Source organism: Amycolatopsis sp. WQ 127309, assembly GCF_023023025.1.
In the GTDB taxonomy this organism is placed as follows: Bacteria; Actinomycetota; Actinomycetes; order Mycobacteriales; family Pseudonocardiaceae; genus Amycolatopsis.
In genome coordinates, this window is sequence record NZ_CP095481.1 from 7,587,894 (window position 1) to 7,606,458 (window position 18,565).

Genomic DNA, 18,565 nt, shown 5'->3' on the forward strand with positions numbered 1-18,565 from the left:
CGCGGTAGGTTGCCCGTATGCGTCCCGTCCGCCCGAGCCGCCGGTGAACGTGCCCGAAGAGGTGCTGCGCACCTCGATCGTCGAGCGCCTCTTCGCGCGCGGCGCCGACGAGCGTCCGCTGTTCACCCACCAGGACCACAACGCCGGCGCCGAGCACACGCTGACGTGGGCCGGGTTCACGGCGCGGGTGCGCGTGGTGGCCGGCGCGCTGGGCCGCGTCGCCGAGCCGGGGGAGCGCGTCGCGATCCTCGCGGGCCAGGACCTGAACTACCCGCTCGCGTTCTTCGGCGCGCTCGCCGCCGGCCTGGTCGCGGTGCCGCTGATGGCGCCGGCGAGCCGCGGCCAGCGCGACCGGCTCACCGGCGTGCTGGCCGACTGCGGCGCCCGCGTCTGGCTGACGTCGTCGGCTGCGGCCGCCCGGGTGCGCGAAGCCGGCGATTTCGACCACCTCGTGGTGGCCGACGAAGTGTCCGGCCCGGGCGTCGATCCGGTCCCGGTGACGGCGGAAACCCCGGCGTACCTGCAATACACGTCCGGCTCGACGCGGGAACCGGCCGGCGCGGTGATCCCGCACCGGGCGATCGTCGCCGCCTGCTGGCAGGGCAGCCGCGCCTACGCCGTCGACGAAGGCACGACCTGCGCCGGCTGGATCCCGTTCTTCCACGACATGGGCCTGATCCAGCTGCTGTGCCTGCCCGTCTTCGCCGGCGGCCGCTCGGTGTTCATGGCCCCGGCCGAGTTCGTGCACCGGCCGCAGCGGTGGCTGCGGCAGCTGCACGACTACCCGGCGGTGTTCACCGCCGCCCCGAACTTCGCGTTCGACCTCGCGGCCGACGCGGCGGCCGAGGCCGGCGACGACCTCGACCTGTCCGGCGTGCGGGTCGCCCTCAACGGCAGCGAACCCGTCCGGCCGCGCACGGTTCGGCGGTTCCAGGAGGTGTTCGGCCCGCGCGGGTTCCGCCCCGGGGCGCACTGCCCGTCCTACGGCCTGGCCGAAGCCACCGTCTACGTCACGAGCGCGGGCCCCGAAGGACCGCGCGGCGCGGTGTTCGACCGGGACGCCCTTGCGCAGGGCGCAGCCGTCGAAATGGTCGACGGCCAGGAACTCGTGTCGGTCGGGCGTCCGGTCGGGCAGCGCGTGCGGATCGTCCGGGATGGACGGACGGCGCCCGACGGCGAGGTCGGCGAGATCTGGATCCATGGCTCGAACGTGGCCACCGGCTACTGGGGCCGCGGTGACGCCGCCGCGTTCGGCGCCACGCTCGACGGCCTGCGCGGCTGGCTGCGCACCGGCGACCTCGGTGTCGTGCACCGCGGCGACCTCTACGTCACCGGCCGGATCAAGGACCTCATCGTCGTCGACGGCCGCAACTTCCACCCGCAGGACATCGAAGCGGCGGCGGGGGAAGCGCACCCGGCCGTCCGCCGGGACCGCGTCGCCGCGTTCGGCGTGGCCGACGACGACGGCGAGGGCGCGGTGGTCGTGGCCGAGTGGGCGCGTGACACCGACGGCGTGAACGTCCAAGAAGTGACCAGGGCGGTGCTGCGCGCGGTGTCGCGCGAGCACGACCTCACGCTGCGTTCGGTACGTCTGGTCCCTTCCGGCGGACTTCCGCGCACTTCCAGTGGCAAGGTCGCCCGGTCGGCCGCCAAGGCGCGTTATGGTGACTTCCGTGGGTGATCACCGCGCCGAGGTCACGAAGGTCGTCAGCGAGACCTTCATGCTGGACCCCGCCGGCGTCGAGCCCGACGCTCCCCTCGAGGAGCTGGGCATCGACTCCAAGGGCCGGATCAAGCTGCTGGCGGCGCTGGAGGTCTACTTCCGGGTGACGATCGACCTGGACCAGCTCGACCGGTTCACCGACGTGGGTTCGGTGGCCGAAGTGCTCACGGAAGCGCTCGCGGGCGCGACCGGCGGATCTGACGAGAGGCTCTGAAATGAGCGGGGGGTACACCGCGACGACCGACGCGTTGTCGTCGGCGTCGAAGAACATCGGCCAGCTTTCGGAACAGCTGCTGGACGACAACCCGGACCTGTCGAGCACGCCGGTCGACGCGGCCGGCTTCGGCCAGGCCCACGGCGCGCACGCGGCGAAGTACACCGCCGGGGTGACGGCGCTGTGGGCCGCGGTCAGCGGGTACAGCAGCACGCTGGGCTCGTTCGGCACGAACCTCGGCACCGCCGGCAGCAGCTACGGCGCGAACGAGGAAAACCAGTCGGGCGCGATCACCACCGCGGGGGCTGACCTGTAATGGCCAAGACCTGGACCGAGGTCAAGGCGGTGCTCGACGACCCGAGCGTGCCCGCGCAGACCAAGAGCGTGCTGATCAGCAGCTGGATGCGGGAGAACCCGCCGCCCCCGCCGTTCCTGGCCGACCAGGAACCGGACGACATCAAGGCGAAGCGGCAGGAAGCCGAGAAGCTCGCCACCGCCTACAACGCGAACCCGCTCTTCTCCGGCGTCCCGCTCGACGAGGCCTACGACACCGCCAAGAAGGCGGGCGACCAGGCCAGCTACAACGAAGACCAGGAGAAGAAGGCCGTCGACGACGGCAAGAAGAAGCTCGACGACACCAAGCCGCCCGCCTCGGACGAGTCCGGCGGCGGGGCCAGCACCGGCACGAAGACGTCCGACGAGATCTTCGACGCCGCCGCGCCCGCGCTGAAGCTGTTCGAGACGTTCGGCTCGCTGCTGGCGAAGCTCCCGGCCGACTGCCGCGGCAACACCCGCGCGCTCGACCTGGACAAGGACATCCGGAAGCCGTTCGACGAGCAGCGCGGCATCAGCTTCCAGAACTTCGTCGAGGACGCCGACCACTTCAAGACCGGCTCGACCACGGTCGACAAGACGGTGGAGAACACCGGCACCGAGCTGTCCGGCCTGTACCAGAGCTGGACCGGCGCCGGTGCCGACGCCGCGTCGGACACCTACAACGACAAGATCCTGCCCAAGGCGAACAAGCTGTCCCAGACCCTCGGCAACGCGGGCGAGGCGACGCTCAGCACCGCGACCACGGTCTTCCAGCTGTGCAAGGGCAAGGCCGACGCGGTCATCGGGATGTACACCGACCTGGTCGGCAAGGCCGACTACACGATGGCGCAGAAGGTCGTCGCGGTCGCCAGCGGCGAGCACGGCAACGAGCAGGACCTGGCCCAGATCGCGGGCTGGATGGACGCCAACTTCGGCACCAACCTGGTCAAGACGCTCAACGACCAGGGCTGCTGCGACGGCGACGAGATCAAGAAGCACGGCCAGGACCTGGCCAAGCAGTGGATCCAGAACCAGTTCAACCCCGACATGTGGGACCGGCTCTACCAGGGCTTCGCCAAGACCTGCAAGGACACCAAGGACCTCGTCGACCAGGCCTACGACGCGCTCGACAAGGTCATGGGCAAGGTCAAGAACGAGTTCGAGGGCGTCACGATGCCCGGCGGTTCGGGCTCGGGTTCCGGGTCCGGCACCGGTGGGTCCGGTGGCGGCTCCGGTTCCGGTTCGGGCAACGGTGGTTACGGCGGCGGTTCCGGCTCGGGCAGTGGCTCGGGTTCGGGCGGTGGCGGCTACGGCGGTGGCTCGGGCGGCGGCGACGGTTCGGGTGCCGGTGGTTCCGGTTCCGGCTCGGGTTCCGGCGGGTCCGGCTCCGGCAGCGGTTCGGGCGGTGGGTCGGGTTCCGGCGGCTCGGGCTCGGGTGGCGGCGGCAACGTGCCGCCGATCCCGGACTTCGACACGCCGTCCGGTGCCTCCGGCGGCGGCTCCGGGTCCGGTTCGGGCCCGGGTTCCGGCTCCGGTGGTGGCGGTTCGGTGCCGCCGATCCCGGACATCTCCGGGGGTTCCGGTTCGGGCTCGGGCGGCGGTTCCGGCTCGGGTTCGGGCGCCGGTGGTGGTGGCCCGATGCCGTCCATTCCGGACATGTCCGGTGGCGGGGGCTCGGGCGGTGGCGACGACACGACGCCGTCTTCGACGCCGCCACCGTCGTCTTCGGACGGTCAGGAGGCCGCGGCCGCGGCGGCGGAGGCCGCCAAGAAGAAGGCCGCCGACGCCCTGAGCCAGTTCTCCGGCGAGGGCATCAAGACCGACTCCGGCGACGGCGCGGGCGGCCTCGGCGGTGGCGGTGGCAGTGACTCCGGCGGTGGTGCCGGCGGCGGCAGCGACACGTCGCCGTCCGGGGCCGGTTCGGGCTCGGGAGCCGGCGGTGGTCAGGACGCGGCCGCCGCGGCGGCGGAAGCGGCGAAGAAGAAGGCCGCCGACGCGTTGAGCGAGTTCTCCGGCGAGGGCATCAAGACCGACTCCGGTGGCGGTTCGGGCCTCGGCGGCAGCGGCGGTGGCGACGACGCGGGCTCCGGCTCGGGGTCGGGCTCGGATTCCGGGTCGGACCCGGCCGCGGACGGCAAGGAAGCGGCCGAAAAGGCCGCGGAGGACGCGAAAAAGCAGGCGTCCGACGCGCTGGACAAGCTCGATGGCGACGGCATCAAGACCGACCAGGACGGCGACGGCCTGCTCGACGACGACAAGTCCGACAAGGACGGCGACGGCAAGCCCGACGGCGACGAGAAGCTCGACCACCTGAAGGTCAAGCAGGGCGACAAGACCTTCGAGATGACCGAGCCGGACTCCGACGGCAAGATGGACATCAAGGTCGGCGAGGGCGACGGCCCGGCGAAGGATTTCAAGCTCGACTGGCCCGACGATGACGCCGCCAAGACCGACCTCGGCGTCGGCTCGGACGACCCGGGGAAGCCGGACGCCGACGGCGTCTACCACCCCGGCGCGGACGGCAAGATCCACATCCAGGACGGCGACGTCAAGATCACCGCCGAGCGGCCCGACGGCCCGAACGGCCCGACGGTCGTGACCGTCGACGACGGCACCGGCAAGCCGACGACCTACACCCTCGGCGAGGACGACACGTCGCCCGGCGGCCTGGACGACGACGCCAGGAAGCACCTCGACGACGCGCTCAGCGGCGAGACCAGGGGCGACACGGCGTCGCACGCGCTCGGCGACACCCCCGACGCGAAGCCCGACGACCTGCCGAAGCACAGCGGCACCCTCGACGGGGCCGGCGCGCCGGGCGGCGGCGGGGGTGGCGCGCACGCGCTGTCCACGGCCGGTCTCGACACGGGCGGCGGTGCGGTGACGGGCTCGCTCGGCGAGTCGCCGTCGCTGTCCGAGGGCGTCCACAGCGGGGTGGGTGCGAGCCAGCAGCAGACGGCGGCGCCCGCGTTCGCCTCGGCGGCCATGTCCGGTGCGAACGGCCAGCCCGGTCAGTCGATGGGCGGCGGCATGCCGATGGGCGGCATGGGCGGCGGCGGCCAGGGCGGCGGCGACCAGGAGCGCTCGAACCGCGCGTACCGGATCGAGGGCGCCGTCTTCGAGCCGATGGCCGAACCCACCGGCCGCATCGTCGGGTCGCTGGACGACGAGGAGCCACCGGCCCCCCGCCGGTGGTGAGCGCGGGCTGAGGAGGACGCATGAGCGACGAGATGGCGGGCATGAAGGCCGGCTTGGACGGCCTCGTCCGCGAACAGGCCGAGCGCCGCTCCCTGCGCGAGCAGCAGGGTGAGGAGATCAAGGCCAAGTCCCAGGAGTACATGACCAAGCAGGTGCAGGCGGCCGAGCGGTACGTCCAGCACGTGCGGGAGATGGCCAACCGCAAGACCAAGTCCGGCTGGGGCGTCCGCGACGACAGCGGCGGCCCGCAGAGCTTCGAGCCGGAGGGTTTCGCGGGGGAGCAGGGCGCGGGCGCGGCGTCGCCGTTCGCCCCCACCCCGGCCCCGCCATCGGCCCCGGCGGAGCCCCGCCGCGGCCGCCGCCACCGAGCAGCCGACCCGGACGACGACGACGGCTTCGGCAACAACCCCTGGTAACCCGCCCCGCTCACACCGACGGCGGCCCCGTGCCCACTCGGCACCGACGGCCACCGTGTTGGCCGTTCCGGCCAACACGGTGGCCGCTCGTGAACGGCCTGGCGCCGTGATGCCCCGCCGATCACCCGTGATGCCCCTGCGATCACCCGTGATGCCCCTCCGGACACGCGAGTTCGCCCGCTGATCACGTGAGTTCCGGCCGGGATCACGTGAGTTCCGGGTCAGGTCACGCGAGTTCCGGCCCGGATCACGCGAGTTCCGGGTCAGGTCACGCGAGTTCCGGCCCGGATCATGTGTGACCCGAGCCGGAACTCACGTGATCAAGCCCGGAACTCACGTGACCCGAGCCGGAACTCACGTGATCAGGCCCGGAACTCGCGTGACTCAGCCCGGAAGTCACGTGATCAGGCCCGGAACTCGCGTGACTCAGCCCGGAACTCGCGTGATCCGGGCCGGATCACGCAGGATCGGGTCAGGCACGCGGCCACCGCCGACTTGCGGTTTCCTGCTGACGGCCGGGAAGGGCCACAATGGCGCCCGGTGTGGCCGATATGGCGACCCGGTGTGGCCAAGACGCTGGCCGGACTGGCCGACACGGGACCGGAGTGGTTGCCGCGGGCCGGGCTAGGTGTCCAGGGCTCGGTCCAGGTTGAGGGCTGCGCTGATCAGCGCCAGGTGGGTGAACGCCTGCGGGAAGTTGCCCAGCTGCTCCCCGGTCAACCCGATCTGCTCGGCGTAGAGCCCGACGTGGTTGGCGTAGGTGAACATCTTCTCCAGCGCCAGCCGCGCGTCGTCGGTGCGGCCGGCGCGGGTCAGGGCCTCCACCCACCAGAACGAGCACAGCGAGAACGTGCCCTCCGAGCCGTCGAGGCCGTCGGGGGCTTCCTCCGGGTTGTAGCGGAACACCAGGCTGTCCAGCACCAGCTCCTCGCCGATGCGTTCCACAGTGGACAGGAACCGCGGGTCGGTGGGGGAGCAGAACTTCACCATCGGCATCAGCAGCAGTGACGCGTCGAGCGCGGTGCCGGGTTCGGGCTCGCAGTGCTGGACGAACGCGCCGATCTCCGCGTTCCAGCCCTGCTCCTGGATCCGGCCGTAGATCTCGTCGCGCACCGACGTCCAGCGCGTGAGGTCGGCGGGCAGGCCGCGGCGGCGCGCCACCCGGACCATCCGCTCCACCGCGACCCAGCTCATCAGCCGGGAGAACGTGTGGTTCCGTTGCCCCGAACGGGTTTCCCAGATGCCGTGATCAGGCCGGTCCCAGTTCTCCAGCAGCCAGTCCAGCATCGTGCACAGGCTCGCCCAGCTGGCGTGCGAGATGCCCTTGCCGTACTTGTCGAACAGGTAGATCGAGTCGATGACCTCGCCGTAGACGTCCAGCTGCAGCTGCTCGGCCGCGCCGTTGCCGACGCGCACCGGGCGGGAGCCGCGGTACCCCTCGAGGTGCGCCAGCTCGTGCTCGGTGAGGTCGGCGTCGCCGTCGATGGAGTACATCACGCGCAGCGGGCCGAGGTCGCCGTCGCGGTCGTCGGAGACGCGGTCGGTCAGCCAGCCGACGAACGCCTCGGCCTCGTCGGTGAAACCCAGGCGCAGCAACGCGTACAGCGAGAACCCGGCGTCACGCAGCCAGACGTGCCGGTAGTCCCAGTTGCGTTCCCCGCCGATCCGCTCCGGCAGGCCGAGGGTCGGCGCGGCGACGATCGCGCCGCTCGGCTCGTGCGTGAGCAGCTTCAACGTCAACGCCGAGCGGTGCACCATCTCCCGCCACCGGCCGGTGTAGGACGAGCGGGACAGCCAGTCGCGCCAGAACCCGACGGTCGCGTCGAACAGGTCCTGGGCCTCGGCCGCGTCGGCCGCCGGGTGGTCGGCCGTGTCGTCGGCGACCTCCAGCACGAACAGCTCCGCGTCGCCGGCGGGGACGTCGAACTCGGCCGTGGCCGCGCCGTCGCCGGTGTCCAGGGTGACCGACGAGTCGAGGCAGACGCGCATCTCCCTGCCCTGGAAGGAGATGCGACTGTCCTTCTCGGACACCTCCGGGACGTCGCGGCCGTAGTCGAAGCACGGCCGGACCCGGGTGCGCATCCGGACGTGCCCGCGGATGTTGACCACCCGCCGCACCAGCCGTTGCCGGTGCTCGTCGTCGTGCGGGCGCAGGATCGGCATGAAGTCCTGCAGCTCGACGATGCCGTCCTCGGTGAGGAACCGGGTGATGAGGATGTTCGTGTCCGGGAAGTAGAACTGGTGGCGCGCGGTGACCTCGCACACCGGCGCCAGCTCCCAGTCGCCGCCGCGCCCGTCGTCGACGAGCGCCCCGAAGACGCTCGGCGAGTCGAACCGCGGCGCGCAGAACCAGCTCACCCGGCCGTCGGTGCCGACGAGCGCCGCGGTGCGCAGGTCGCCGACCAGGCCGTGCTCGGCGATCGGCAGGTAGGTCACTCGGGCACCCGCCAGCCGCGTTCGCCGGGCAGGCGCAACGCCGCTTCGGGGCCCCACGACCCCTGCGCGTACGGCTGGGTCTTCGGCGGGTTCCGCAGGACGGGCTCGCAGACCTGCCAGAGCCGTTCGATCTCCTCGGCGCTGCTGAACAGCGTGTGGTCGCCGCGCATGACGTCGAGCAGCAGCTTCTGGTAGGCCTCGAGCGGCTCGACGCCGTCGAAGGTGCCGGCGACGTCGAGGGTCAGCGCGGCCTTGCCGACGGACAGGTCCGCGCCGGGCCGCTTCGCCCGCAGCTCCAGGGTCAGCTGCGGCTGCTCGGTGAGCTCGAAGACGAGCTCGTTGCCGCCGCCGAGGTCGTCGGCCCCGGTGAACATCGCCAGCGGCGGCTCCCGCAGCCCGATGGTCACGGTGCGGCGGGTCTGGGCCAGGGCCTTGCCGGTGCGCAGGTAGAACGGCACGCCCTGCCAGCGCCAGTTGTCGATCCGGGCCTCCAGCGCGACGAACGTCTCGACGTCCGAGGCGTCATTGACGCCCTCTTCGTCGCGGTAGCCCTCGTACTGGCCGAACACGACGTCGCCGGGGTCGAGCGGCCGGAGGCTGTGGTAGAGCTTGTGCTTCTCGGCGCGCAGCCACTCGGCGCTGATCTCCGGCGGCGGTTCCATCGCGAGGAAGCCGAGCACCTGCAGCAGGTGCGTGGAGACCATGTCGCGGAAGGTCCCGGTCGACTCCATGAAGGCCGCGCGGCCCTCGATGCCGATCGACTCGGGGATGTCGATCTGGACGTAGGCGATGTGGTCGTGGTTCCAGAGCGACTCGACCAGGCCGTTGGCGAAGCGGAACACGAGGATGTTCTGCACCGCCTCCTTGCCGAGGAAGTGGTCGATCCGGAAGATCTGCTCCTCGGTGAACACCTCGTGCAGCGCGGCGGTGAGCTCGCGCGACGACTCGAGGTCGCTGCCGAACGGCTTCTCGAGCACCAGCCGGGAGCCCTCGGCCAGGCCGGTCTCGCCGAGCATGCCGACCATCCCGGTCATCGCGCCGGGCGGCACCGAGAGGTAGAGCAGGGTCCGGGCGTCGTCGCCGAGGCTTTCGCGCTGCTCGCGGACGTGTCCGGCCAGGTCGGCGCCGTCGTCGGCGGAGGAGACGCGGAAGGAGAGCCGCTGGGCGAACTCGCGCCAGGCGTCGTCGTCGAAGTCGTCCCCGAGGTTCTCACGCAGGGCGTCGCCGATGCGGTCGCGGAACTCGTCGTCGGTGCCCGGTGAGTGCCGCCCCGACCCGACGATCGCGAACCCGTCGGGCAGCATCTTCGCGGTGTAGAGGCGGAAGAGCCCGGGGAACAGCTTCCGGCGCGCGAGGTCACCGGTGGCTCCGAACAGGACGAGCACGTGGGGCTGCGGTGTCTGCACGTCCCGATCGTCGATCACGCGGGCCGGTTGCGCACTTCGAACGCGCCGAGCGGCCCCCGGGGAGCGGATCCCCGGGGGCCGTCGGTGGTGCCGGGGCCGGTCAGAAGGTCAGGACGGTGCCGTCCTCGTAGATGCGCTGCTCCGGCGCGTTGTTCGCGGCGAAGCCGTTGGCCCACAGGGAGTTCACCCGGCTGCGCTCGGTCGAGTTCGGGACCGCGACGCGGCAGGACGTGCCGGGGCCGCCACCGGACATCAGCTCGGAGCACGGGCCCGAGTAGTGGTCCGGCAGGCCGAGGGCGTGGCCGGTCTCGTGCGCGGTGATCCGGACCGGGTAGTACTGCTGGGCCTGGGTGTAGTCGATGAAGATGGTGCCGCTGCCGTGGCCGTTGGTCTGGGCGTACGAGCCGCGGGGGTCGTTGCCCTCGACGTAGCGCAGGCTGGCGCCGGAGGACCGCTCGACCAGCTTGACGTTGGTCACGCTGCTGTTCCAGTTCGCGGCGCCCTGGTTGATCTGCGAGCGGAACGACGGGGCGCCCGACGTGCTGTAGTACACCGTGGTGACGGCGGCTTCCTGCTGGGTGGAGGCCGGTGCGGCGGTCGCGGTGCCCGCGGCGAGCGGGGTGAGGGCGATCGCGAGCGCGACAGCGCCGGTCAGAGCGAACTTCCTGGACATCGGAAGACTCCTCGTTGGGGGACGGGGATTTGCCGGATTTGCGCGCGCTTGGGGAATTTACCCCGTGGACACACACCGCCGGAGCCGACTTCCGTAGGGCCTCGCGATTGGTGATTTCCCAACACTATCTGCGGGTTGACAAGCCGAAGGTGGGCGACACCTTCAGGTGAACGGCCCGTGGACCACCCCCGCCGGCGTCGTCTGTTCTCGCCGGACCACTCCACCGGCTTCTGCAAGATCTGAGCCCGTCCGCCGCGGCGCCGGTTCCGAACCCCGGGTATGAGGCTCCGGGACCGGCTCGCGGCGATGGTCATGCACGGCACCGCGCGGTGGACCGTGCACTACGGCGACAACCTGCGCTTCGCCGGGACCGACCTCCCGGCGCCCTCGGTGGTGCGGGCCCCGACCCGGCACGGACCGGTCCGCGTGCACGTCTACCGCCCCGCCGGCGATTCCGGCGGCGAGTACGTCCACTTCCACGGCGGCGCCTGGCTGATGCGCTACCCGGCGATGGACGACTGGTGGTGCCGGTACGTCGCGGCCACGGCCGGGGTCACGGTGTATAACGTCGATTACCGTTGCGGTCCGTACGTCGCATTCCCGGTGGCGCAGCACCAGTGCTTCGACGTCGCTTCGTGGGCCGCGGCGGACCCCGTCGCCGTCGGCGGGTTCTCCTCCGGCGGCGGTCTCGCGGCGGCGGTCTGCCTGCAGGCGCGCGACGCCGGTGGGTGGCGGCCGCGGTTGCAGGTGCTGGGCGTGCCCGCGCTGGACCTCGCCACCGACCCGGACCCGGCCGCCGGCGGGATGATCTCGCCGGGCCTGCGCGACCTCGTCCGCCGGGTGTACTTCCCGGACCCGGCGACGCGGCGGCACCCGTACGCGTCCCCGCTGCTGGCCGACGACCTCGCCGGCCTGCCGCGAGCGGTGGTGCTGACCGCCGAGCGCGACGCCCTGCGCGCCGACGGCGAGAACTACGTCTCCCGGCTGCGCGCGGCGGGCGTCGAGGTGCTGCACGACCGGACGCCCGGGGTGGACCACTACTTCCTGACCGAGGACCCGGACCGCGCCCGCACCACAATGGCCCTGGTGGCCGCGGAAATCGCCCGCGCGGTCGCGTGAGGGGTCAGTCGCGGGCCCAGCGGGCCACGCACGCGCGGACCGGGCCTTCGAAGAGTCCCGCCATCCGCTCGTAGCCGACGTCGTTCGGGTGGAACCAGTCGTCGGCCAGGCTGCCGCGCAGCGGGCCCAGCGCCGGGCCGCGCAGGTCGGCGACGTCGATGCGGCCGCCCGCGCCCGCTCGGTCCAGCAAGGCGTTGACCGCCAAGGCTTGTGTATTGCCCTGCGGCAGCGTGGCGACGACCGAGCGGCCCGCCGGGAGCCGGTCCAGCAACGCCTCGAACCGGGCCGGGACGTCGCGGCGGCGGCTCCGGGTGAGCATGTCGTTCGCGCCCACCAGCACGGTGACCAGGGCCGGAGTGGCCGGAAGGCGCGGCAGCTGGTCGTCGAGGACGTCCTGGACCCGCGCGCCGGACGCCGACAGGTTGACCACCGCGAACGGCTCGCCGAGGCGGGCGTTGAGGCGCGGGACCCAGCCGCCGTCGACGTCGTGGGCGCCGATGCCCTGGGTCATCGAGTCGCCCAGTGCCACCCATAGCGGCCGGCCGGACTCGAGCGCGACGCGGTTGGCCGCCGCCCAGGCGAGGGCGAACGGTTCCTTCTGCGCGCGGACCCGGCCGATGCCGGGCACCACCTTGGCCGAGACGTCGAGCAAGCGGCTCGACCACGTCCGACGCGGCACGGGCACGTCCCTTCGTGAAGCGGTTTCTCGGGATTCGGTGCCGATCCCGCCCCGGATGGGGTGGCCGGGGCCACCCCATCCGGTTCAGCAGAGTTCCAGGACCACCGCGGTCCACGTCATGCCCACGCCGATGCCCAGCAGCAGCACCGTGTCACCCGGACCCGCGTCGCCGCCGGCCAGCAGGTGCTCGAGCGCCACGACCTGGTCGCTCGCGCCCAGGTGGCCCACCCGCAGCCCGAACTCCGTCATCGTGCGGTCCTCGGTGATGCCGAGCGGGCGCAGGATCTGTGTCTCCACCAGCCGCCTGCCGTAGTGCGGCGCGCAGATCTTCGCGATGTCCGGCAGGTCGACCCCGGCGTCGGAAAGCGCTGTCTTCACGACCGTCGTGACGGCGTCGCCGTTGCGGGTCGCGACGTGCGCCGGCCCGCCCTGGCGGCTGAGCCACTGGCGCTTGCGGCGGCGGATGTCGATGCCCCGGTGGGCGGCGACGCTCGCCGCGCGGAACGGCTCGTCCCCGCGCTGCAGGCCCTCCAGCGACGGGTCGGTGTACGACGCGATCGCCCGGATCCGGGCCAGGCCCGGCCGCCGGGTCAGCACCACGGCGCTGCCCGCGTCGCCGTAGACGATCCCGATGTCCGTGCTCCAGTGCGGGAACCCGGGCGCGCCGAACCGGTCGCCGGCCGTGATGAGGGCGGCTTCGTGGTCCGGACGGCCGCGCAGCACGCTGGCCGCGACGTCGATCCCGGCGACGAGGCTGTTGCTCATCGCGCCGAGCTCCAGCGTCAGTCCCGGCCCGGCGCCGACCCCCAGCTGGTCGCGCACGTACGACGCGGCGTGCCAGAAGTCGATGCCGGAGTGGTAGATCCCGGCGTGCAGGCACAGGCTCGGCCAGACCGGCTCGCCGGTCGTGGCGCGGGCCTGCGCCAGTGCCTGCCGCCCGGCCCGGACGGCCAGTTCCGGGCCGGGGCGTTCGGCGACGGCGGTGGACAGCTGCCCGGTGCGGGCGGCGTCGTCGTGGGTGAACTCCCCGGCCGCGATCGGCGCCGAGACCGGGATCAGCGCACCGACGTCGCAGCCGATCCCGTTGAGGTACAGGTCATCGAGCCGCATCGGTGCTCACCTCCCGGTGGGCGAGCACGGCTTCGATCTCGGACAGCGTGTCGTCGATGTGCAGTGGGGGAGCGGAAACGCACCCCGCGGCCGCCAGCTCGGCGGCGACGGCGTCGGTGGTACCGCCGGTGAACCGGTGGAACCCGGCGAAGCGGGCCTGCTCGGTGCCCGGAACGGCGATGGCCAGGTGCGCCCAGCCCGTTTCGCGGTCCCAGCGCACGATCAGCCGGGTGGTCCCGGTGGTCTGGCGGGTGTCACGAAGCACCTGCGTCAACGTCGTGGCGGTCAAGGAACTTCCTTTCGGCACGGCGAAGCGGCGCACGCCGGAGACGCGGGCCGCTTGAGGAGTGGCGCGGGCCGCGTCGTCGGGGCTCGCGAGGAACGCCGCGAAACGTACCGCGATGATCAAGGCCGCCGGAGCACCCCCGGATACAGACAGTGATCAGCGCGGCTGATAAGGAAGCTCAACCATGCGTTTTCCCGAATATAGCTCGATTTCCCACTCAGTGGATCATGAGGTTCTTTCGCGTGGTTGTCACCGAGTGTGATCGGTGTCAGTTTTTCCAGACGATCGGCGCCTTGTCGTAGCCGTCTCCCTTGTCGAAGGTCGCCGCAGCCACTTCGGAGCCCTCTCGCGCACCTTGCAGCGTGCAGGTTTCGAACTTCGCGCCCGGCGCGGCGAACTCTTTGGGGGCGGTGCCCGACTTGCACTGGTCCGTGCTGCCCGTGATGATCACGCCTGTGGACCGTCCATCGGTGCCGAGGGCGCGCAAGCTCACCGAAGCGTAGGAAAGGTCGGCCCCGTCGACGTTCTCGATCGACGCGCGCAGGTAGTACGGCGTGATGCCCTTCGCTTTGTCGCCGTACTTGGCCAGATCGGCGTTCGCGCCCTTGTCGATGGCCGTCACGGTGATCGCGATGGTGCCGGACTTGGTCGTGCCGTACTTGAACGGGACGACCGCGCGGTCGCCGACCTTCAGCTCGGTGCCCGGCTTCGTGGCGTCGCCCGCGGGGGAGGCGGCCGACGACTCCGCCGCGCTCGACTCGGCCGGTGCCGCTGAAGACGGGGCGGCCGGCACCGCGGGCGCGGCCGTTCCGGATTCCCCGCCACAGGCGGAAAGCAGGAGGGCGGCGGCGGATCCGGCGGCGGCGAGCAGGGTGGTGCGGACGTGCTTCATGGATCTCCTCGTGCGGCCCGCCGGACGGGTTTCCGGCGCGGGCGAGGAGCCGGGCGAACGCCGCGATCGCGCCCCCAGGGCGGTCGCGGCGGCCCGTACGGGGCACCCGCGCGGCTCCGTCGCCGGGAACGTAGCCCCTTTCGGCGGTGTCCGGTGTGGGCCGTTCGCACCACACGCGGACATCAGAGGTCGTCGACGCCGATCAGGCCGTCCTGGATGGCACGCGCGACGAGCGCGGCCTTCGTCGGCGCTTCGCGGCCGATGCGCGCGTACTTGACGCGGATGCGTTCGAGGTGGGAGTTCACGGTGCTCGCCGAGATCCCCAGCCGGTGGGCCACGAACTCCTTCGACTCCGACTGGAACCACTCGACGAGCACCTCGGCCTCCCGGGCTGAGAGCGCGGGCCGCGTCTCGGAGCGGTCCCCGGCGAGCGCGCCGGCCAGCGACGGCGGCGTGTAGGGCCGGTCCAGCGCGGCGGCCCGCGTCGCCTCCACGAGGTGCCCGGCCCCCTCCGCCTTCGTGAGGTAGCAGAGCGCGCCGAGTTCGAGGCACCGCAACGCGACGTCGTCGTCGGCGCGCATCGAGTAGACGACCACGCGGCGCCCGGCCTCGGCGAGCCGCCGCAGGTCGCCGAACGCGGGCCCGGGTCCGCCGAGGTGCAGGTCGAGGATCACGACGTCGGCCGCGGCGCCGTCGCCGAGCCACGCGACCTTGACGTCCTCGCCGTCGGCCACGACGTCGATCGGCGGGTCGCCGCCGGCCAGCCAGTACGCCACGCCGGCGCGCACCGCCGGGTGGTCGTCGACGACGACGGCCGTCACGCGGGTTGCCATCGCGCCTCCATCCAGGTCTGCCCGTCCTGGGTGTGGGACGTGACGACGACGCCGGTCGCTCCCGGGAATTCGTGGCCGTCGCCGGTGGTGTCCGCCACTACGGCGACCCGCACCAGACCGGGCGTCCGCAGCACGCTCACCCGGGCGCGCGTGCGGGCGCCGGTCAGCGCGGTGAGGACCGGGCCGGTCAGGTGGCGGCGCAGCGCGGGCGGGACGTCGACGGGATCGCCGCTGACCGCGAGCGTCACGGCGACCCCGCGCCGCTCGGCGACGTCGAGGCAGGCGGTGACCTCGTGGACGAGCGGATCGGGCACGTCGTCGTTTTCCGCGAACAGCCGCCGAAGCTGCGCGGCGGCGAGCGCGCACCGGGTGCGCGCGGCGTCGCTGCGCGGGTCGACGGTGCCGTCGGCGAGCCCGGCCAGCAGCGGCAGGGTGGCGCCGAGCTGTTCGGCGAACCCGGCTCGCAGGTCCCGCCCGGCCTGCCGCGCGAGGGCGGCGCGGGTCTCGAGGCGCTCCCGCTCGGCGGCGACGGCGGTGGCTTCGCCGGTGCGCCGGTCGACCAGCCGGATCAGCCCGCCGATGGCGAGCTGAAAAGCGGTGACGGCGAACAGCACGATCGCTGCGTCGCCGAATTCGGTCCGCGCGGGCGCCCCGGCGAGCAGGAACTGCGCGACGCTGACGGCGGCGTGCAGGCCGAGCGCACCGGCCAGAAGCGGCGGCCGATCGGACAACAGAACGAGGAGCAGCCACCCGACGAGCCCGAACGACCAGTGCCGATCCCGGAAGAAGTCATCGGCGGGCACGACAGCGGTGGCGGCGCTGGACGCGGCGAGCACGAGGACGGTCCCGATGGCGGCGACGACGCCGGGGAGCGGTCGCCGGCGGAGCAGCCAGAAAGCGGAGGCCGAGGTGACGACGGCGAAGGTGACGTAGGCGACAACGGCGGCGAGGGAGGGATGGCGGAGCAGGGGAGCGAGGCAGAGTCCGATTTGGACGATGGCGGCGACGCCCAGCGTCACGATCCGGACCGCTGCCGCAAGCCGGACGGCGGGATCGGCGAGAGCGAGCGGTCCGGCACCGGCCGAGCGCTTTGCCGCGGCGGCGGTGGCGGCCGCAGTGTCGGTTGAGGCCGGCGGTCCGGCGAGGTGTCCGGCCGCTTCGGCGGGGGTGTGGGGTGGTGGTTCGGTGAGGGGGCGGGTCGGGTGTGTCGCCGTCGTGGTGGAGGTGCCGGGGCGTGGCGGTGCTTCGGTCGCGCGGCCGAGGGCGTGGTTCGCCGTGGGGTTGGCGTGGTTCGGGGCTTGTTCGTCCGGGGTTGCCGGTTCGTGGTCAGGCATCGGGCCACCTCAGCGTCACCGTCGTGCCCTCGCCCGGTTGTGACCGGACCTCCGCCGTTCCGCCCGCGGTGCGCAGACGCTCGACCACCGAGACCCGGACTCCCCGGCGGGACACCGGAATCCCCGATGGGTCGAAACCCCCGCCGGTGTCCGAGATCGTCACCACGACGCCGTCCCGCGTCGGTGCCAGGTGCAGGGTTGCGCACGCCGCGCCGGAGTGGCGTTCGGCGTTGCGTAATACCTCGTCCGTCGCGCGGATCAGGGCCAGGGCTGCCGCGGCCGGGATCAGCGGGACCTGTGTCCAGACCGTTTCGACGCGGAACTCGCGGTTCGCGACCACCGCCCGCAGGCCCGCTTCCAGTTCGGCCGGTGCGTCCTCCTGGCCGGTGAGGATGGCCAGGTCCCGCGCGGCGTAGCCCGCCACCGCCGCCGGGTCGGCTGTGGCGCCCGCGGCCACCGTGAGGAAGGTCGCCGATGCCGTGTCGTGGAGCAGGGCCAGGTACTCGCGCTCGCGGCGGCGGCGGTCGCGGGCCAGGGTTTCCGTTCGCTCGAGCGCGGCCCGGTCGGCGCGCAGTGCGTCTGTACGTGTCGTTGAGCGGATCAGCAGGACGAACGCCAAGCGCGCCAGGACGGTCTCCACGACCACCCGCAGCGCGACCGGGAGCCAGTCGTCCAAGCCGGTGAGCGCGGCCAGCACCAGCAGCCCGGCCACCACCGGCCCGGTCAAGCGCGGCCGGTACTCCCACTGCCACGTGATCGCCGTGATCGTCAGGACGTTGACCGCCCACAGGTTCGTCGTCCACGGCTGGCACGCGCACACCGCGCCCGCGCGCAGCACCGACAGGACGAACGCCGTCCCGCGGCCCGCGAAGACGTCGGCCGCGCCCGCGACCAGGGTGAGCGCGAGCAGGCCGAACGCGAGGGGCAGCGCGCCGGTCGGGGTGGCGAGGACGCCGAACGTGCCGACGAGCCCGGTCGCCACCGCCCGCGCGGGCCCGGCGAACCGCGTGACCGCCGCCCGGAACTGGGCTTCGACGGGGCCGGGCGTCACCAGGTGGGCCGGGCCGAGACGCCGCCGTCGACGACGAGGTCGTGGCCGGTGACCCAGGACGCCAGCGGTGAAGCCAAGAAGACGCACGCGTTCGCGACGTCTTCGGGCGTGCCCAGCCGCCCCAGGGGTGCGGCGCGGCGCCAGCGTTCGACGCCCTCGGGCCAGTCCATGCCCGGGCGATCGATCAGCCCGGGCGACACCGTGTTGACGCGGATCCCGCGCGGCCCGTACTCCAGCGCCGCACCGCGCGCGTGCATCACCAGCGCCGCCTTGGCCGCGCTGTAGTGGACGTGCCCGGGCGCGGGCTGCTTCGCCTCGATCGACGCGATGTGCGTGACGCTGCCGCCGTCGCCCATCAGCCCGACCGCGGCCTGGGTGCAGGAGAACGCGCTCGTCAGGTTCGCGTCCAGCATCGCCCGCCACCGCTCGACCGGCAGCCCGTCGAGGTCTTCCACCGGCTGGACGCCGGCGTTGTTGACGAGCGCGTCGAGCCGGCCGCCCCAGTCCGCGACGGCGGCCAGCATCGCGTGGCAGGCGTCGTCGTCGGTCAGGTCGGCGGTGAACGCGCGGGCCCGGTCGCCGAGCTCGGCCACGAGGTCGTCGGCCGCGCCGGGACGCCGGTGGTGCACCGCCACGGCGCCGCCCGCCTCGGTGAACCGCCACGCGATCCTGCGGCCGATTGTGCCGGACGCGCCGGTGACACAGGTGACCGTGCCGGACAGGTCGGGCAGGCCGGGGGCCACGTCGTTCGTCACGCTCCGATCGTAGATCACGGCCGAATGAGCAAACATGCTCATAACGACCCTTGACAGATCAGAAAACGACACAGAAGCTGTTCGATATTGTTCGATCGCTCGCTCAGGCCCCCGAGGAGACGACC

The 18,565-nt window shown here is 72.6% G+C and carries 17 protein-coding genes; 6 read left to right on the forward strand and 11 right to left on the reverse strand.

Translation table 11 applies throughout. The annotated features are described in order from the left end of the window. Positions 1–43: 43 nt before the first annotated feature. Genes MUY22_RS34200 through MUY22_RS34220 form a run of 5 tightly spaced genes read left to right on the forward strand, consistent with a single transcriptional unit; the run spans position 44 to position 5,866 of the window. Positions 44–1,681, forward strand: a complete 1,638-nt coding sequence (locus MUY22_RS34200; protein WP_247051304.1) for a fatty acyl-AMP ligase — start codon at positions 44–46, stop codon at positions 1,679–1,681. Next, on the forward strand, positions 1,674–1,937 hold the full coding sequence (locus MUY22_RS34205) for an acyl carrier protein (RefSeq protein WP_247051305.1): 264 nt from the start codon (positions 1,674–1,676) through the stop codon (positions 1,935–1,937). The genes MUY22_RS34200 and MUY22_RS34205 overlap by 8 nt, the downstream gene beginning before the upstream one ends. 1 nt (position 1,938) lies before the next feature. Further along, positions 1,939–2,253 (forward strand): hypothetical protein, encoded by a 315-nt coding sequence (locus MUY22_RS34210; RefSeq protein WP_247051306.1) that lies wholly within the window; start codon positions 1,939–1,941, stop codon positions 2,251–2,253. Beyond that, positions 2,253–5,450 (forward strand): WXG100 family type VII secretion target, encoded by a 3,198-nt coding sequence (locus MUY22_RS34215; protein WP_247051307.1) that lies wholly within the window; start codon positions 2,253–2,255, stop codon positions 5,448–5,450. The genes MUY22_RS34210 and MUY22_RS34215 overlap by 1 nt, the downstream gene beginning before the upstream one ends. Before the next feature lie 20 nt (positions 5,451–5,470). After that, entirely contained in the window at positions 5,471–5,866 is a 396-nt protein-coding gene (locus MUY22_RS34220; protein WP_247051308.1) for a hypothetical protein, read from the forward strand. 624 nt (positions 5,867–6,490) lie between these two features. Here the strand turns inward: MUY22_RS34220 and MUY22_RS34225 are convergent. The 3 genes from MUY22_RS34225 to MUY22_RS34235 all read right to left on the reverse strand — a co-directional run bounded on the left by MUY22_RS34225 (position 6,491) and on the right by MUY22_RS34235 (position 10,381). Continuing rightward, the gene (locus MUY22_RS34225; RefSeq protein ID WP_247051309.1) at positions 6,491–8,302 is read right to left on the reverse strand and encodes a glycoside hydrolase family 15 protein; all 1,812 of its coding nucleotides are present in this window, start codon (positions 8,300–8,302) and stop codon (positions 6,491–6,493) included. Then, a complete protein-coding gene (gene zwf / locus MUY22_RS34230) occupies positions 8,299–9,708 on the reverse strand; it encodes a glucose-6-phosphate dehydrogenase (protein WP_247051310.1) in 1,410 nt (469 codons plus the stop codon). Before zwf ends, MUY22_RS34225 begins: the two co-directional genes overlap by 4 nt. Positions 9,709–9,808: 100 nt before the next feature. Next, positions 9,809–10,381 (reverse strand): snapalysin family zinc-dependent metalloprotease, encoded by a 573-nt coding sequence (locus MUY22_RS34235; protein ID WP_247051311.1) that lies wholly within the window; start codon positions 10,379–10,381, stop codon positions 9,809–9,811. A 279-nt stretch (positions 10,382–10,660) separates the two neighbouring features. Here MUY22_RS34235 and MUY22_RS34240 point away from each other — a divergent pair, with 279 nt between their 5' ends. Beyond that, positions 10,661–11,500 carry an alpha/beta hydrolase gene (locus MUY22_RS34240; RefSeq protein WP_247051312.1) on the forward strand — a complete coding sequence of 280 codons (840 nt, stop codon included), beginning with the start codon at positions 10,661–10,663 and terminating at the stop codon, positions 11,498–11,500. A gap of 4 nt (positions 11,501–11,504) precedes the next feature. Here the strand turns inward: MUY22_RS34240 and MUY22_RS34245 are convergent, their stop codons facing one another. From MUY22_RS34245 to MUY22_RS34280, 8 genes are all read right to left on the reverse strand, one after another. Beyond that, positions 11,505–12,152 (reverse strand): SGNH/GDSL hydrolase family protein, encoded by a 648-nt coding sequence (locus MUY22_RS34245; RefSeq protein WP_247051313.1) that lies wholly within the window; start codon positions 12,150–12,152, stop codon positions 11,505–11,507. A 111-nt stretch (positions 12,153–12,263) separates the two neighbouring features. Next, positions 12,264–13,289, reverse strand: a complete 1,026-nt coding sequence (locus tag MUY22_RS34250; RefSeq protein WP_247051314.1) for a 3-oxoacyl-[acyl-carrier-protein] synthase III C-terminal domain-containing protein — start codon at positions 13,287–13,289, stop codon at positions 12,264–12,266. Continuing rightward, positions 13,276–13,698 carry a hypothetical protein gene (locus MUY22_RS34255; protein WP_247051315.1) on the reverse strand — a complete coding sequence of 141 codons (423 nt, stop codon included), beginning with the start codon at positions 13,696–13,698 and terminating at the stop codon, positions 13,276–13,278. The genes MUY22_RS34250 and MUY22_RS34255 overlap by 14 nt, the downstream gene beginning before the upstream one ends. A 145-nt stretch (positions 13,699–13,843) precedes the next feature. Beyond that, positions 13,844–14,467, reverse strand: a complete 624-nt coding sequence (locus MUY22_RS34260) for a hypothetical protein (RefSeq protein ID WP_247051316.1) — start codon at positions 14,465–14,467, stop codon at positions 13,844–13,846. A 182-nt stretch (positions 14,468–14,649) separates the two neighbouring features. After that, complete coding sequence (locus MUY22_RS34265; RefSeq protein WP_247051317.1) at positions 14,650–15,300, reverse strand: response regulator transcription factor; 651 nt, start codon at positions 15,298–15,300, stop codon at positions 14,650–14,652. Then, on the reverse strand, positions 15,285–16,634 hold the full coding sequence (locus MUY22_RS34270) for a hypothetical protein (protein WP_247051318.1): 1,350 nt from the start codon (positions 16,632–16,634) through the stop codon (positions 15,285–15,287). The genes MUY22_RS34265 and MUY22_RS34270 overlap by 16 nt, the downstream gene beginning before the upstream one ends. Continuing rightward, a complete protein-coding gene (locus tag MUY22_RS34275; RefSeq protein ID WP_247051319.1) occupies positions 16,627–17,685 on the reverse strand; it encodes a sensor histidine kinase in 1,059 nt (352 codons plus the stop codon). Before MUY22_RS34275 ends, MUY22_RS34270 begins: the two co-directional genes overlap by 8 nt. After that, positions 17,682–18,416, reverse strand: a complete 735-nt coding sequence (locus MUY22_RS34280; protein WP_247064248.1) for an SDR family NAD(P)-dependent oxidoreductase — start codon at positions 18,414–18,416, stop codon at positions 17,682–17,684. Before MUY22_RS34280 ends, MUY22_RS34275 begins: the two co-directional genes overlap by 4 nt. Positions 18,417–18,565 lie beyond the last annotated feature (149 nt).